This is a genomic window from Clostridium beijerinckii HUN142, from assembly GCF_000621745.1.
In the GTDB taxonomy this organism is placed as follows: Bacteria; Bacillota; Clostridia; order Clostridiales; family Clostridiaceae; genus Clostridium; species Clostridium beijerinckii_A.
Map to the genome: position 1 here is coordinate 46503 of NZ_KK211336.1, position 15600 is coordinate 62102.

Consider the following 15600-nt stretch of genomic DNA (forward strand, 5'->3'; position numbering starts at 1 on the left):
ATATTTTGAAAATTATAATCCCCAGAAGGGGATTTTTTAGATTAACAAAATATTTTATTAATTTAGAATAGAGGACTGTAGTAGATTTGTCATTATGCAAATCTTGCTACAGTCCTTCTTCATTGTTCTGTTATTTCTTTCATATAATTTATTCCAACGATAGTATCATTCTTTGAATTTGGGGTGAAACCAGAATTATGAGATTCGTCATAATCGTATGCTAGACCTAATACAAAATTACCTTGATTAGAGGAGTAAACTATATGAGTTTTTCCAGTGGAATTATCATATTTATTTCTTATTTCTTTTATATCATTAGGCAACACGCTTCTAGCAAGTCTTATTGCATCTTCATAAGTTACTTTTGTTGGATTTACTTCACATGCATAGGTATAATCAGTTAATATATCTTGGTATTTTTTATTATCTACATTAGGTATTCCAGCTTCACTACCAACAAAGCTATTTTCAGTTTCATAGTAAGTAAGAGAAGAATTAGATTCATCATAATTTAATTTAGATTTATCAACTTCTTTATATCTTTTATCTCTTTCAGTGTTATCTCTTTCTTCGTTTTCTTCAAAAATTGCCTGATCTCTTGGAGAGTTCCCACGAGTTTCAAAATTATCGTTTTTATCTGTATCTTTACTTGATTCTTCAGTCTTATTTTCAACTGTAGTTTGGTTTTTATCAGCATTTTCATTTTTACCTATTGAGTTGCAGCCAATAGCTGTAAAAGATACTATAACTAATGCTGTTAGTGCTATGTAATTAAGTTTTTTCAATATATGTCCTCCTTTTATAGCTTTAAAAAATAGTAATAAGAGATTCAAATATTAATAGTCAAGCATTTAACATGATATTAAAGCTTTATCATGTTAAGCTTTAAAGTAAAAATTTGTATAACAAAATGTTAACATATAATAATAATTGAAACAAGGATAGAAATGGGGGGATGGAGATAGGTTTTAGTATTTCAAAAGATGAGTCATTAGATTTATAAATGAGACACATTGATGAAAGGAAAGTTTTTAAGAAGCAGTTACATATTTATACTGTATATATTTTAAAAGTATACATTGGAATAATACTTTTACTTAGAGGTTCTTTATATATTTGAGTCAGATTAATTTTAGAAGAGAGCAAAGAAAAATTTCAAGGCGATTTTTTGTATTAAATGAGAGGTGAAAAATTATATATATATCAAAGTTATGTGAGTACTACTAAGGTTTTAGCACCTTCAATAAGAACACATACAAAAGCAGCTTCGACACTAGCTATTACGATAGCAGCAGCAATTGCAATAAATGTTAAAACTCCTAAACTAATAAGTACTATTTAATTCTATCAATTGGAATATTTGACAAAGAAAGAAAGTAAGATAAAATTATATATGAGTTCCCAAAATTTATTAATCAAAGTTAAACCTTTAAAGCAGAAGTATAAAGTGGAATAACTTTAATGATTAGAAAGTTTATTAAGTGGAACTTATATATTATAAGAACTTAGGGGGAATAATAATGGTAAAATTAAAAAAATTAATAGCAGGATCACTAATAGCAGTTTCAGTATTGGCAATAACTCCGATAGGCGCAAGTGCAGTATGGAAGAATGATAGCACTGGATGGTGGTATACAGAAGGTGATTCGTATTCTACAGGTTGGAAAAAAATAGAGGGAAAATGGTATTATTTTTATGCTAGTGGTTATATGGCTAAAAGCACTGTTATTGATGGATATATTTTAAGCAATAATGGAGATTGGACAGGCCTAGAGACTAAATCCGATAAGATTTCAGTTTCATATCCTTCAAATTGGACTAAAATGACTTTAAAGGGAGATGATATTTACTACCTAGATAATCAAGGAACTAATGTGAATTTGGTTATAGATGGTATGGAGGGATACTCAGAAGAGGTTTATTTTAATTCGGCAGAAACTTATATAAAAAATCGATCAGATATAAATAATTTACAAATTAAAGAGCGTCAATTTAATAATAATAAGGCGTTAACGCTAAATTATTTTCATAATCTTAAAGGAATTGATGTACAAGTAGAACAAGTAATAATTTGCAATAGTAACAAAGCATATTTATTTACACTTATGCAACGTGGAAAAATATCAGATGAAAATATGGCATCCTTTGAAAGTATGTTAAATACAATAAAATTTGCATATTAGCATTTTAAATTAGGAACTAATCTTTAGTAAGGTGAGATACTTTTAGTTATCTTACCTTACTAAAGATAATGCATATAATTAATGATGGAAGATCAAGTTAGAGTAAACACGAAAATAATTCCAAAGATTTAAATTCATATTTTACATTGATAAATCTATATTTAGAATTTCAATAATCCAACTGCTCCATTAGAGATAAAATGTGGAAAATCAATTGTAACATACAGTATTTTTCTAGAGAAATATACTGTATGTTAAAAATCAAATTATATAAAAATATATAAGCATTCGTATAGAAAAGGAGAAAAAATGAGTAATACAAATGAGCAAAGAGTATATGAAATATTAGATTTGTTAGGTATTAAGTATACTAAATATGAACATAATGCAATATATACAGTTGAAGAAGCTAAAAATTTAGATATCGATATTCCAGGAGGTCATTGCAAAAATCTTTTTATTAGGAATGGAAAAGGCGATGTCCATTATTTAGTTGTTTTAGATGAAGATAAAAGAGTTGATTTAAAGGCTTTAGCTAAGCAAATTTGCAGCACTCATCTATCTTTTGCATCAGAAGAACGATTATTTAAATATTTAAAACTCACACCAGGATCTGTTACTCCTTTTGGATTAATAAACGATTCTAATAATGAGGTTATAGTATTAATAGATAAAGAGTTAGCTAATAAAGATATTGTGAATTTTCACCCTAATGTAAATACAGCGACCATAGGAGTTTCGTATGAAGATTTTGAGAAATTTATTGTGTGGCATAAAAACGAGTTTAAATATATAGATGTGTAGTCTAAATGGAGGAAAACTTTATGGAGATATTAGGTAGCTTAGGACTAAGTATAGTATTTCTTATTTTGGGTGTAATATTAAAATTGTGGCCGCCGAAGGAGATAAATAGCTTTTATGGATACAGAACTCCTTTTTCCAAGAAAAACAATGATGTGTGGAAAGAAGCAAATAGATATAGTGGAACAATGATGATATTAGGCGCAGTTATATCAATATTTTTTTCGATTATAATAACTTCTTTATACGGGGAGGATCCAAGCAGATCAAATATAACATGTGTTATGGGATCTTTAATAATTGTTTTAATATCAATATTTTATACAGAGATCCATTTAAGAAAAGTATTTGATAAAGACGGTAAACGTAAATGAGAGTAATAATTATACTTTTTACGTAGTTTTGTAGAAAATTATGTCATATTATGCTAAAATATCCCTATGCGAATAATACAACTAATGATAATTGTTAGTAGCAATGGGGGTGTCATAAATGAAAGAAGAAAAGTTTAATAAAGATGAGGAAAGTCAAATTTTTTTAGTTATAGAAAATGGTCTTATTGTCGATGTAAGTAAACGGTTTACAGAATTAACGGAACATAGTTATGAGGAATTATTAAATAATAGTATAATTAATGTATTTAAAAAATTAAGGGTTGGTCCAAACATTAATACTAGCGATATTGATGAGAAGATCAACTATTTTTTGTTCACGAAATCTTTAGGAGTTAAATTTGTTAATATAAAAGTAATATGCGAGAAAGAAAAAGAGATATACATTTTTAGTGAAAAAATGAACTCTAATATTGAAATTAAACATTCATTTCTAAATGAATTAATTTTAGATAATTATTATGGAGTAGGAGTATATAGTCTTCCAGATATGACGCTTCTTAAAACTAATAAGAAGTATGTAAGTTTTATGGATGAGCCTTTTAATAAAATAGAAAATTGTATAGGAAAACATATATCTGAGTTTGTGACAGGCTTTAAGGGAAGTGCATATGAAAGGCTTTGGAATAACTTACTTAGAACAAAGCGCGCATGCAACATAGATGAATATCAATATGACGGTTTTAGCAGGGGAATTACTTATTGGAGAATATCATTAATACCTATTTTTGAAGATGGGGAAATAAAATATTGCGTTGTAATGCTTACAGAAATAACTGAACAGGTAGTGCATAGAAAAAAAATTGAAGAGCAGGCAGAAATAATCAAACAGCAGAATTATAAGTTAAAACGACAGGCAGATATGTTGAACTTATCAAGAGAAGCTATTTTCGCTTGGGAATTAAATGGAAGCATTACTTATTGGAATAAAGGTGCAGAGTTTATGTATGGCTATACCAGCGATGAAGCTATTGGCTGCATTAGTCATGATTTGTTAAAAACTGTTCATTCAGTAGATATAAACACTATTAAGGAGAGTATGCTAGAGGACGGCGTATGGAGCGGTGAAATAGAGCATACTAAAAAAGATGGAACAAAACTTATTATTGAAACAAGTCATCAAATTTTTGTTGATGAATATGGCCGGCTAGTAGTACTTGAAACTAATCGTGATATAACTGAAAGGAAAAAGCTAGAAGAAGAAATTAAACATCAGAAAGCAGAATTGGATGAGATTATACAAAGTATAGACGATGCTTTGGTTATTTATGATAGTAATAAAAATTGTTATTTAACTAATAAATCTTCTGAAGAATATTTTAAGGGTACTGATCTTAGGAAAATAAGTAATCCTAATCATTTTAAGTTTTATGATTTAAATGGAGATGAGATTCCTAAAGAAAAAATGACTATTTCAAAAGTATTTAGGGGGGAAGTAGTTATAAATGACAGAATGACTCTAAAAAATGCTACTACAACAAAACATATTAGTTTAAATGGAAGACCTATTTATGATAGTAATGGAAATATAAAATTTGCAGTTCTTTGCAGTCGTGATATTACACATGATATTGAAGCTCAGATGTTAATAGAACAGCAAAATAAAAAGCTTGAAGCAATTATTAGCAGTGCATCTGATGGAATGTTTTTGTTTAATCCAGATAACAGTGTGACTTTATTAAATAAAGAATCGGAAAAATTTATATATGATATTAATGAATATAAAAGAGTTGGCGATACGTGCAAAGATACTAAATATTATGATAAAGATGGAAATCCGCTTGAAGTAAATGATCTACCAGGTATTAAGTTAATGACTGGTGAGAGTATTAAAAACTTCATTGTTACAGCTAAAAGACCAGATAAAACTATTCATTATAGTATAAGTGCTTGTCCTATATATGATGATAGAAAAAATTTAATTACAAAATTGGTTTCTGCTCATGATATCACGGAGCGTTTCAATAATGAAAGAAAAATATTAGAGCAAAAAGAGCAGTTACAAGCCATTCTTGATAATATGCAAGATTCAATTTATGTTTTTAATAAAGATTGTGAAATTTTTTTGAAAAATAAGATGGCACAAAAAAGAATGAGCTACATTTGGGATTATAATAATCCCAATGATACAAACAAAAAGTTTTTAAATTTAGATGGATCTGAGATTATGGCAGAAGACATACCACATTGTAGGATTATACGTGGAGAATACGTTAAAGAATACTTTATGAAGATAAAATTAGAAGAGCGTGAACAATATGTTTCTGTGAATGGAGCTCCTGTTTTTGACAAAGAAGGAAACTTTGCTTATGGAATTATTAATAGTAGAGATATAACGGATTTTATGGAAAATCAGAAAGCTTTAGAAGAAATTCAGATCAAGCTTTTGGAAGCTGAACGAGAAAAAAATGATACTCTTGAAAAAGCATTAGAAATGAAAGATGAATTTTTATCACTTATATCTCATGAGTTTAGAACACCTCTTAATGTTATAAATTCAGCGATTCAAGCAATAGACTATTTTTGTAGTGAAGAATTATCGGACAAGCTTCAAAAGTATTTAGGGATGATAAAGATAAATTCTTTTAGGCAGCTAAGGCTAGTAAATAATATTTTGGATATTACCAGAGCCAATGCAGGAAGAATAAAAGTTAATAAAACTAACATAGATATAGTATTTATGACTAAGGCTATTGCTGATTCAGTATATACTTATGCTAATCAAAAGGGCATCGAGATAGTATTTTCATCATCCGTCAAACAAAAGATTGTTGGGATAGATGATGAAAAGTATGAAAGAATACTGCTCAATCTTTTATCAAATGCCATTAAATTTACTCCTGAAGGAAAATCAATTAGTGTAAAAATAGTTTCAAGAAGAGATGGAGTTTTTATTGAAGTTAAAGATAAAGGTATAGGCATACCTCAGGATAAAGCCGATATAATTTTTGAAAGGTTTGGTCAGGTTGATAGTTCATTATCAAGGCAGGCAGAAGGAACTGGAATAGGCTTATCTTTAGTGAAGAAATTTGTTGAAGCAATTGGCGGAACTATATCTCTTAAAAGTAAGGTTGGAAGAGGAAGCGCTTTCTCAATATATTTTCCTAGTCAAAGTATAGTTAAAGAGAAAGGCGAAAGAGAAGTTGTAGAGTTTTCAGGAAATCGTCTTATACAAACTATACATGTGGAATTTTCGGATATCTATTTATAGAAAATTAACTTAGATTTTTGGTAAATCCTCGCTTTTTAAATACAATTGGTGAAAAGATTAAATCATTAAAAATCACTTATCCAGCCATATAGAATATGATTTTATATTTTTATGAATAATTCAGGATCATATATTTTATTTGAATTTTTATAAATTCTATGCTATAATTTTGAAAGAGTTATAGAATGTTTTTTCGGTTGGACAAGTTAAAGCTTGATTCCAAGAAATTTGTTTCCAGGGTGGGAAACTCTTATTTGAGTTTTCCACTTTTTTTATTACTATACTCCGCTAAAGTGTTAAATTAAATTGATAAACTTAAATCAGTATCATGTATAGAATTCTTAGTGATGATAAAACTCATATAGGGACAAAGCAGCAATTAAGTTCAATTGAGAGTGAAAGGGTAGTGTTAAAATTGTTTTATGTATTAATAGCATTATTGGTAATAACATTTGTATTACCAATAGCTTCAAAGAAAGTCGAAAATAATCTTGAAATATTTTTATTTGCAGTGGGAGTATTAGCATGTATTGCGTCAGGAGCTATAAATAAAGAATTATTTTTAGGAATTATTCAAAATAAATTTATGTATACAATAGCTGTTGCAGTACTAATTGGTGGATTTCTATTTAAGGCTTTATCAACGCATATAAAAGGAGCGCTTACATATATTCTTAAATATGTACCATTAAAATTTTTTATATTTTTGTTAATAGTTATTATTGGTTTTTTATCAAGCGTAATAACTGCTATTATAGCAGCTCTGCTTTTAGTAGAAATAGTTAGCATACTTCCAATAAGCAGAAAAGATAAAATTAATATTGATGTAGTTGCGTGTTTTTCAATTGGGATCGGAGCTGTATTAACACCTATAGGTGAACCTTTGTCTACGATGGTAGTTTCAAAGCTTAATGTGAGTTTTTGGTATTTGCTGGATAAGTATGGGGTTTATATAATACCCGCCATATTTATTCTTGGAATTATTGGTACATTCTACGGGATTCAAGAAAAGACAGAAGTAGACAATACAGAAGAAATTATAATAGAAGAAACTAATAAAGAAATATTTATAAGAGCATTTAAAATTATTTTATTTATTATAGCACTAGAATTACTTGGAGAAGGCTTTAAAACATTAATTGATACTTATGTAATAAATCTTCATACAGATTACTTATATTGGTTTAATATGTCGTCAGCGGTTCTTGATAACGCAACATTGGCAGCTGCTGAAATAAGTGTGAAAATGTCTGAAGTGCAAGTTAAAGCTGTGCTAATGGGATTACTTATTAGTGGGGGAATGATGATTCCAGGGAATATTCCTAATATCATTTCTGCAGGTAAATTAAAAATTAACAGCAAAGAATGGATGAAGCTAGGAATCCCGCTCGGGATGACTATCATGATAATTTACTATGTTATTCTATTTAAAATGTAACATTTTTTTCAAAAATATTTAAAATCTATCAATAATGCTGATAATCGGAACTTAAAGCTAAAAAATGGTATTAATTTGCCATAATTTGAAAAAATCGGACTGTAAATAATTTCCCGGATATATTATAGTAGAATTATAATATATTAAGGGGGAATGTTTGTAATGAGAGCAACAGGAATGGTAAGAAAAGTCGATGAACTTGGAAGAGTTGTAATCCCAAAGGAAACTAGACAATTACTTTCAATTAATCAGAAGGATTCTTTAGAAATTTTTGAAGAAGAAAAGAAAATAATATTAAAAAAATACTCTCCTGGCTGTATTTTTTGCGGCAATATAAAAAATGTTACTACATTTAAAGAAGTAGCGATCTGTGAAGAATGTATAAAAGAATTAAAAACTATAAATAGATAAGAAGATTAAATTTTATTTTATGTAGTATTAACAATATTTATTTTATGGAGCATTAACAATAAATGTTAATAAATTACTAATTATGTAATTCTATGTAATTAAGGCTTAGATTTTTAGTATCAAATAAAAATCTAAGCCTTAATTTTTATATTATCCATTGACCACCAATTATTATGATTAACAAAAAATATAAAAATGACAAAATGATGAGTACATACAATTTGATTATATAAGTAAGCTGATTAGTAATTGTATTTATTAATTGTCTTATATTTAAGTGATAAAAGTGATAAAATTGAAGTATGATAACCGTATTTTTTAATGAGTAACATTGCTAATTATGGGTATTATATAATTATGGTATTTTAGTAAATCTAAGCTAAAGTATTAAGATAAAAGGAAGGGAAGTGAGTATTTAGGCTAAGGAATTTATAAATTCTTATAGTGATATGCCTAAAGAAATGATATGAGTTTATTTTTTAATAAAAGATCAATATTAATAATTGTTATGACCTTGTTTATAACAATAATGGCAGGATGCTCAAGCTCAAGTAAGCCTTCAGGTGACGCAGCAAATGATAGTAAAAGCAGCAACGAAACTAGTAGTGAAGACAAAAATTCAAAGTCCGATGCTCCTTCAGAAAATAGTAATGTTGGAACATCAAACACTGAAAACAACTCACAAAAAGCGCTTCTTGATAATATTAAGAAATTATCTGAAGAGGGGAAGATTATTAACTGTGATTTTCCTGTAAAAACTTCAACTCTACAGGATGTAGAAAAAAAGTGGGGAAAAGCAGATAAATCAGATTGGGTAGGAGAAGCAAAAGGAAATTATGCCGCTTATTCAAACAAGAATGTTGTTTTTGGTACTAATAAAGGTGATCAAGTTTTTGAAGCTAGATCATTTGACAGTCAGCTAAAACAAATTACACTTTCAGAGGTTAAAGACTTTTTTGGGCAGCCTCAATATGATGTTACATCAAATGGGGAAAAGATTATAGGCTATAAATCTGGCAGCGAGTTTAAAATTTTGCTTGTTTTTAAGGACTCTGAAAATAAGGATCCTAAATTGGACCACTACTCAGTGTTATATCCTAATGGGACTAAAAATAATATGTCTGGTGACAAGGGAAGAGAATGGTAGTTTAGTAATAAGGAGCTGCTTTAGAATATTTATTTTAAAGCAGCTCCTTATTATGTAATAAAAATATATAAATTAGTAGACATCGCTCCTAAAAACTCTAAGGCAAATATCGTAATATTTCTGTCTACCGCTAAGTCCATTGAATCCACCATTAACTGCCTTTGTTATGGTTTCAACAGATGATCTACTATCGCAAAGAGAATTCATCTTGTTAGTGTACCACCAAAAACCTGCGCTCATCCATGGATAATTAGCTGCTACGTAGTTAACTCCATCCATAATATTTTTATCACGCATATAATTTGAAAAGCTTTGATAGTTACTTCGACCAGTTATCTGTATATAGCCAGCACCCTTGAATTTTGGGCCATCTCCAGGATATATGTTCCCTAAATCTTCACGTCCTTCGTATTTATAACCAGGATCCACTTCTTTAGTGTAAAGTCCACATTCAGATTCATAACTACATTGGCTTATAAAATGCCTTAGTCTTGGAAATGTTATTATAGCAAATGTTTTTAAGCAACTATTTAGCTCATTAATTTGATTAATAGATACACTTCTCCATCCTACCTCAGTAAGCTGATTTATCGAAACAATTTGATCAGACGTTGAAGAAGGTTGTGGACTCGGCGTTTTACTAACCAAAGCAGCTAGCGTACTAGAGCCAACCATTCCATCAGCCACAAGACCGTTTTCTCTCTGAAATTTTACTACTATATTATAGGTGTTGATACCAGCAATACCATCAACAGTTAAGTAATAACCTTTGTTAGTAAGTTGCTGCTGAATTAATTGAATATCGGTTTTTAAAATATTCCAAGTAGTATCATCAACCACACCATCAGCAGATAATCCCTTTGAGTTTTGGTATTTCATTACTGCGTTATAGGTGGTTGTTGAAAATTCACCATTAACTATATCAAAATAGCAACATTTGATTTTTAAGGCATACTGCAGATAAGTGACGTAAGAACCAGTAGAACCTTTTGCCAATAACATAATCATATCTCCTTTAAAATTGTTAAAATAAATTAGCATAAAAATTAAAAATACACTAACTTATATAATGTTACTAATAAATATATTATCGATTTAGAGTTCTTATACAAAAATTTTAAGAGCTAACTTATGCTAAAGGTTGAATATTTTTTAGGTGAAATTCCAACTGCATTTTTGAATGTTTTTAGGAAATTAGTATAATCATTAAAACCACATTTCTCACAAACGTCATTAACATTTGTACCATTAGCTAACAGTGACTTAGCTATGGTTATTCTTCGTGCTGAAATATATTTATTTATAGTAGTTCCAGTAGCCGATTTAAATATTCTGCATATATAAGATGGACTTAAATAAAAATGATTTGCTAAGTAATCGATGGTAATAGGTTCAGTAATATTTTCATTTATATATGTTATAATTTCCTGTACCTGTTGATTATATTTATAAGAGTGATCTTCAATAGGTAAATTATTGTTGGCAATATAAATTCCATTTAATAAAGTAATTAGTTCTAAAAAAGACGCATGTTCAATTATGTCGGAACCATATCCATTAGTCGCTATTATTTTATTAATAAAATAAAGAAAATGCTGTTGTTGTTCTTTATTTAAAGAGATTTTATGATTAGACTTTTCGCTGCGATGAGTAAAACAATAGCTTAAATCCGTTTTGTCGGTTGATATAGATTTAAGAAATTCTGGATGAATTGAAATAACAATTCGTTCATGAGCTCTATCAACTTTGGAAACGTGATGACTCTCATATTGATTAATTACAAATAGATCCCCAGGGCTAATATCATATAGCTTATTATGAATGAGTATTTGCTTCCCGCCAGATATAGAGTAATATATTTCATAACAATCATGTATATGTACGTCCATTGTCTTTTCTTCCTTGTATAAGCGTGCAATAGAGAAGTAGCGCTGTTCTAAGCAGTTCTTTATAGAAGCTTTACAAGAATTTTCTTCTTTCATAAATAGACATTCTCCTTTCATTTTTATTATACGTTTACTTCGAAAAATATTTCTACATAATACTTAATGCATTTATTATAAATCTACAGTTCAAGATTTGCAATATTTTCGAAAGGATATAACAAGAAATTGATTATATGTAGTGATATACTATAAATATAAAATGTAACACATAGAGGAGGATTTAATTATGGGAATTATGGACGGATTTTCACTAAAAGGAAAGATTGCATTAGTAACAGGTGCTACTTATGGGATAGGATTTAGTATTGCAAAGTCTTATGCAGAAGCAGGAGCTACTATTGTATTTAACGATATTAATCAAGAATTAGTAGATAAGGGATTGGCAGCTTACGCAGAATTGGGAATAAAAGCTCATGGTTATGTTTGTGATGTAACTGATGAGGATAAAGTAAATGAGTTAGTTGAAAAAATTGAAAAAGAAGTAGGAATAATTGATATTCTTGTAAATAATGCAGGTATAATCAGACGTGTTCCAATGCTTGAAATGAAAGCTGAAGATTTCCGTAAGGTTATTGATGTAGATTTAAATGCACCATTTATTGTGTCTAAAGCAGTAATACCAGGAATGATTAAAAAAGGTCATGGAAAGATAATAAACATTTGTTCAATGATGAGTGAGTTAGGTAGAGAAACAGTTTCAGCATATGCAGCAGCAAAAGGTGGATTAAAGATGTTAACAAAGAACATTGCCTCTGAATATGGTGAATACAATATTCAATGTAATGGTATAGGACCTGGATATATAGCTACACCACAAACAGCACCACTTAGAGAAGTTCAACCAGATGGTTCAAAACACCCATTTGATCAATTTATAATTGCAAAAACACCAGCAGCACGTTGGGGAACAGCAGAAGATTTAGCAGGACCAGCTGTATTCTTAGCATCTGATGCATCTGATTTCGTTAATGGTCACATTTTATATGTAGATGGTGGTATCTTAGCTTATATAGGAAAACAACCTCAATAGGAAAGGAACGATAGTATGAAAATAGCATTAATAAATGAAAACAGCCAAGCAGCAAAAAATTCAATCATTTGTGAATCACTTAAAAAAGTTGTAGAGCCAAAAGGTCATGAAGTATTTAACTATGGAATGTATGGCATAGAAGGTGAAGCACAATTAACTTATGTTCAAAATGGTATCTTAGCTGCAATATTATTAAATTCAGGAGCAGCAGATTACGTAATTACAGGATGCGGAACAGGAGAAGGTGCAATGCTTGCATGTAACTCGTTCCCAGGCGTTTTATGTGGTCATGTAGTAGATCCATCTGATGCATATATGTTTGCACAAATAAATGATGGAAATGCAATTTCTCTTCCATTTGCAAAAGGATTTGGATGGGGAGCTGAATTAAATTTAGAATACATCTTTGAAAAATTATTTGAAGGTGAAAGTGGTCAAGGATATCCAAAGGATAGAGTAGTACCAGAACAAAGAAATAAAAAGATATTAGATGAAGTTAAAAAAGTAACACATACAGACATGTTAACAATATTAAAAAATATAGATCAAGATTTATTAAAAGGTGCTGTAAGTGGAGCTAAATTTAAAGAATATTTCTTTGATAATTGTAAATGTGATAAGATCAAAGAATATATAAAAAATCTATTAGCTTAGTAGATAATAAGTACATTTCTACAATCTATATGTGAGTAATATATTAAAATAAGGAGTATGTTTTGCAAAATGTTCGCTATTTTAAGAATGTAAACAAAACATGCTCGTTGTTTTGCTAATTGAAATAATATTACAGCGCTATAATTAAATAAAATTTATCTATAAGGCAAGAGAGGATATTTAAAAATGTTTTGTTTTAATAAAGATGTTGAATTTGAAATTTTAGATGAAAATACTAAGAGAAAGGTATTAGTGCATGATGAGAAAATGATGGCTGTAGAAGTACATTTTAAAAGAGCTACTAATAATGTAGAGACTCATTCTCATATACATGATCAGTTATCATATGTGCTAAAAGGTTCTTTTAAATTTATAGTGGGTGATAAAAGTGAAATTGTTAGAGAAGGGGATACAATCTTCATGCCATCAAATATTCCCCATGGATGCATCGTGCTAGAAGATAATTCTATTGTTTATGATGTATTCACACCAGAAAGAAAAGATTTTTTAAAGAAATAATTAAAATAAGTATTTAAAATTTTGCTACAATAACAATAATATAATTTGAATTCTTTAACTTAAATTAAAAAACTCTAGCAATTAACACTAGAGTTTTTTTGAATAAAAGGGAGTATAAATAAAAGTATAATAGGAATAGCTATGTCTTATCTATTATAATATCGCAACAGTTATTTTGTTCCATAAATTTAAAATTATTAGGTGTAATATATAGAACACAGAATAAAGAAATTAGATATGTAATAAAAATTGGGTTGTATATTGGTGATTGTTAGTATATTTAGATTTCCTATAAATTTAGATGTTTTTAATAAGCTGGAGAGTTAAGTATAGATAAACAATTTAAAATCAGATTTATATTTTTCAATAAATATCAGGCTAGAAAGAGGAACATTTTTTCATCACAAGAGTCATAATATAAAGTAGGTATTTGAAAATTTAAATGGAATTGAGTTATATATTTAAATATCAAGTATTAAATTAAAATTAAGATTTGGTATAAGTGGTTGAATATTTCCATTTATTAATACATAATTAGCGTATAAACTAATTGTTTCGACTTTTCAGGGGGAATTTTTATATGAATAAATTTTTGATTAATAACAATCTTCTAAAACAATTAGATATTACTATGTTTGTAACAGCTATTTTTATCACGATCTTTGGAATTATGAACATTTATAGTGTGACCTATACAAAGTTTGGATTCTACTATGCTGAACTACAAATATTGTGGTTAATTATTGGACTAGCAATTGTATATTTTATTTTAGTATTTGATTATAACACTATAGGTGGTTATGCAAAGCTAATTTACTGGGCAGGAGTAGGACTTTTATTATTTAATGATATAACAAGCAAAGCAGTAAAAGGCGCATCATCATGGATAAGAATCGGAAACAGAGCTATAGAACCAGGTGAATTTGTGAAGTTTGGATTAATATTAATACTCGCAAAAAAGTTAGATGATTTAGATGGCGATATTAACAATCCGAAAAATTTTCTTATCTTATCTTTCTATGCATTAATTCCAATGTTTCTAATTGTAATTCAGCCTAATTTAGGAATGACTCTCATTTGTTTTTTTATTACTTTAGGAGTATATTTCATTTCTGGATTAAACTTAAAGGTTTTGCTCTCCGGATTTTTAGCCGTTGTTCCATTAAGTATTATTATATGGTGTAGTAATATGTTAAAACCGTATCAAAGACAGAGAATATTAGTGTTCTTGGATCCAGAATCTTACCAGCAAAATGCTGGTTTTCAATTAATGCAATCTATAACAGGTATTGGTGCAGGTGGATTAATTGGTTCTGGATTTTTAAAAGGAGTTCGCGCATCTGGTGGTTTCATTCCTGAGGTTCATACAGATTTTATATTTTCAGTAGTTGGAGAAGAGTGGGGATTTTTAGGCTCTCTTTTTCTTATAGTTTTATATAGTATTTTAATATATAGAATGATTAAGCTTGCAAAAAAATCTAAGGATATTATTGGACGTCTTATTTGTGTTGGAACGGCATCTGGTTTTTTATTTTCTATTTTCCAAAACATTGGTATGACGATTGGTCTTATGCCAGTTGCAGGAATTACACTTCCGTTTATGAGTTATGGGGGAAGCTCTATACTTGTAAATTTTATGTCATTGGGAATTGTATTAAATGTTGGAATGAGAAAAAACAGACTTAACTTTTAGAATTACGATTAGTAAACTTAAACTACACCTTGTTGGACAAGTATTATGTAATTTCAAGCAAATAGACTTAAGAAGAGAATTAGGATAAATACTTATATAAATTAACAATAAAATAAAATAGAAGAAGATATACTATTTTAAAGTATATCTTCTTCTGTTTATATATAAAGATTTA

15 protein-coding genes and 1 other annotated feature are annotated in these 15600 nt (G+C 28.8%); of the genes, 12 read left to right on the forward strand and 3 right to left on the reverse strand.

What is annotated here, in order from left to right; all coding sequences use genetic code 11:
* Nucleotides 1-119: 119 nt before the first annotated feature.
* Nucleotides 120-785, reverse strand: a complete 666-nt coding sequence (locus T483_RS0121460; RefSeq protein WP_026888671.1) for a hypothetical protein — start codon at nt 783-785, stop codon at nt 120-122.
* A gap of 428 nt (nt 786-1213) precedes the next feature.
* Here T483_RS0121460 and T483_RS32530 point away from each other — a divergent pair, with 428 nt between their 5' ends.
* The 8 genes from T483_RS32530 to T483_RS0121500 all read left to right on the forward strand — a co-directional run bounded on the left by T483_RS32530 (nt 1214) and on the right by T483_RS0121500 (nt 9583).
* Entirely contained in the window at nt 1214-1342 is a 129-nt protein-coding gene (locus T483_RS32530; RefSeq protein WP_278247470.1) for a hypothetical protein, read from the forward strand.
* 178 nt (nt 1343-1520) lie between these two features.
* Entirely contained in the window at nt 1521-2183 is a 663-nt protein-coding gene (locus T483_RS0121470; RefSeq protein ID WP_026888672.1) for a PsbP-related protein, read from the forward strand.
* A 309-nt stretch (nt 2184-2492) separates the two neighbouring features.
* A complete protein-coding gene (locus T483_RS0121475; protein WP_026888673.1) occupies nt 2493-2987 on the forward strand; it encodes a prolyl-tRNA synthetase associated domain-containing protein in 495 nt (164 codons plus the stop codon).
* Nucleotides 2988-3007: 20 nt separating this feature from the next.
* Nucleotides 3008-3358: an SdpI family protein gene (locus T483_RS0121480; protein ID WP_026888674.1), complete on the forward strand. Its 351-nt coding sequence runs from the start codon at nt 3008-3010 to the stop codon at nt 3356-3358.
* A gap of 118 nt (nt 3359-3476) precedes the next feature.
* The gene (locus T483_RS0121485) at nt 3477-6587 is read left to right on the forward strand and encodes a PAS domain-containing sensor histidine kinase (protein WP_026888675.1); all 3111 of its coding nucleotides are present in this window, start codon (nt 3477-3479) and stop codon (nt 6585-6587) included.
* A gap of 195 nt (nt 6588-6782) precedes the next feature.
* Nucleotides 6783-6836: a sequence feature (sodium ion sensor (DUF1646 type); this cis-regulatory element may regulate processes involved in with the transportation of sodium ions), on the forward strand.
* A gap of 157 nt (nt 6837-6993) precedes the next feature.
* Nucleotides 6994-8025 carry a DUF1646 family protein gene (locus T483_RS0121490; RefSeq protein WP_026888676.1) on the forward strand — a complete coding sequence of 344 codons (1032 nt, stop codon included), beginning with the start codon at nt 6994-6996 and terminating at the stop codon, nt 8023-8025.
* A gap of 162 nt (nt 8026-8187) precedes the next feature.
* Nucleotides 8188-8436, forward strand: coding sequence for an AbrB/MazE/SpoVT family DNA-binding domain-containing protein (locus T483_RS0121495; RefSeq protein WP_026888677.1), 249 nt, complete (start codon nt 8188-8190; stop codon nt 8434-8436).
* 466 nt (nt 8437-8902) lie between these two features.
* Nucleotides 8903-9583: a YjgB family protein gene (locus T483_RS0121500; RefSeq protein WP_026888678.1), complete on the forward strand. Its 681-nt coding sequence runs from the start codon at nt 8903-8905 to the stop codon at nt 9581-9583.
* 72 nt (nt 9584-9655) lie between these two features.
* Here the strand turns inward: T483_RS0121500 and T483_RS0121505 are convergent, their stop codons facing one another.
* Together T483_RS0121505 and T483_RS0121510 are read right to left on the reverse strand one after the other, a co-directional pair.
* Nucleotides 9656-10585 carry a peptidoglycan-binding protein gene (locus T483_RS0121505; RefSeq protein ID WP_026888679.1) on the reverse strand — a complete coding sequence of 310 codons (930 nt, stop codon included), beginning with the start codon at nt 10583-10585 and terminating at the stop codon, nt 9656-9658.
* A gap of 122 nt (nt 10586-10707) precedes the next feature.
* Nucleotides 10708-11565: an AraC family transcriptional regulator gene (locus T483_RS0121510; RefSeq protein ID WP_026888680.1), complete on the reverse strand. Its 858-nt coding sequence runs from the start codon at nt 11563-11565 to the stop codon at nt 10708-10710.
* A 190-nt stretch (nt 11566-11755) separates the two neighbouring features.
* On the opposite strand from T483_RS0121510, the gene T483_RS0121515 reads away from it, so the two are divergent.
* From T483_RS0121515 to rodA, 4 genes are all read left to right on the forward strand, one after another.
* A complete protein-coding gene (locus tag T483_RS0121515) occupies nt 11756-12559 on the forward strand; it encodes a gluconate 5-dehydrogenase (protein WP_026888681.1) in 804 nt (267 codons plus the stop codon).
* Nucleotides 12560-12574: 15 nt separating this feature from the next.
* Entirely contained in the window at nt 12575-13213 is a 639-nt protein-coding gene (locus T483_RS0121520; protein ID WP_026888682.1) for an RpiB/LacA/LacB family sugar-phosphate isomerase, read from the forward strand.
* A gap of 186 nt (nt 13214-13399) precedes the next feature.
* Complete coding sequence (locus T483_RS0121525) at nt 13400-13732, forward strand: cupin domain-containing protein (RefSeq protein WP_026888683.1); 333 nt, start codon at nt 13400-13402, stop codon at nt 13730-13732.
* Between the two features lie 580 nt (nt 13733-14312).
* On the forward strand, nt 14313-15425 hold the full coding sequence (rodA, locus tag T483_RS0121530) for a rod shape-determining protein RodA (RefSeq protein ID WP_026888684.1): 1113 nt from the start codon (nt 14313-14315) through the stop codon (nt 15423-15425).
* The last annotated feature ends 175 nt before the right edge of the window (nt 15426-15600 follow it).

Coding starts and splice junctions, on each gene's coding strand:
- T483_RS0121470 (WP_026888672.1), top strand. CDS start 1,521: ATGGTAAAATTAAAAAAATTAATAGCAGGATCACTAATAGCAGTTTCA.
- T483_RS0121475 (WP_026888673.1), top strand. CDS start 2,493: ATGAGTAATACAAATGAGCAAAGAGTATATGAAATATTAGATTTGTTA.
- T483_RS0121480 (WP_026888674.1), top strand. CDS start 3,008: ATGGAGATATTAGGTAGCTTAGGACTAAGTATAGTATTTCTTATTTTG.
- T483_RS0121485 (WP_026888675.1), top strand. CDS start 3,477: ATGAAAGAAGAAAAGTTTAATAAAGATGAGGAAAGTCAAATTTTTTTA.
- T483_RS0121495 (WP_026888677.1), top strand. CDS start 8,188: ATGAGAGCAACAGGAATGGTAAGAAAAGTCGATGAACTTGGAAGAGTT.
- T483_RS0121500 (WP_026888678.1), top strand. CDS start 8,903: ATGAGTTTATTTTTTAATAAAAGATCAATATTAATAATTGTTATGACC.
- T483_RS0121505 (WP_026888679.1), bottom strand. CDS start 10,585: ATGTTATTGGCAAAAGGTTCTACTGGTTCTTACGTCACTTATCTGCAG.
- T483_RS0121510 (WP_026888680.1), bottom strand. CDS start 11,565: ATGAAAGAAGAAAATTCTTGTAAAGCTTCTATAAAGAACTGCTTAGAA.
- T483_RS0121515 (WP_026888681.1), top strand. CDS start 11,756: ATGGGAATTATGGACGGATTTTCACTAAAAGGAAAGATTGCATTAGTA.
- T483_RS0121520 (WP_026888682.1), top strand. CDS start 12,575: ATGAAAATAGCATTAATAAATGAAAACAGCCAAGCAGCAAAAAATTCA.
- T483_RS0121525 (WP_026888683.1), top strand. CDS start 13,400: ATGTTTTGTTTTAATAAAGATGTTGAATTTGAAATTTTAGATGAAAAT.
- rodA (WP_026888684.1), top strand. CDS start 14,313: ATGAATAAATTTTTGATTAATAACAATCTTCTAAAACAATTAGATATT.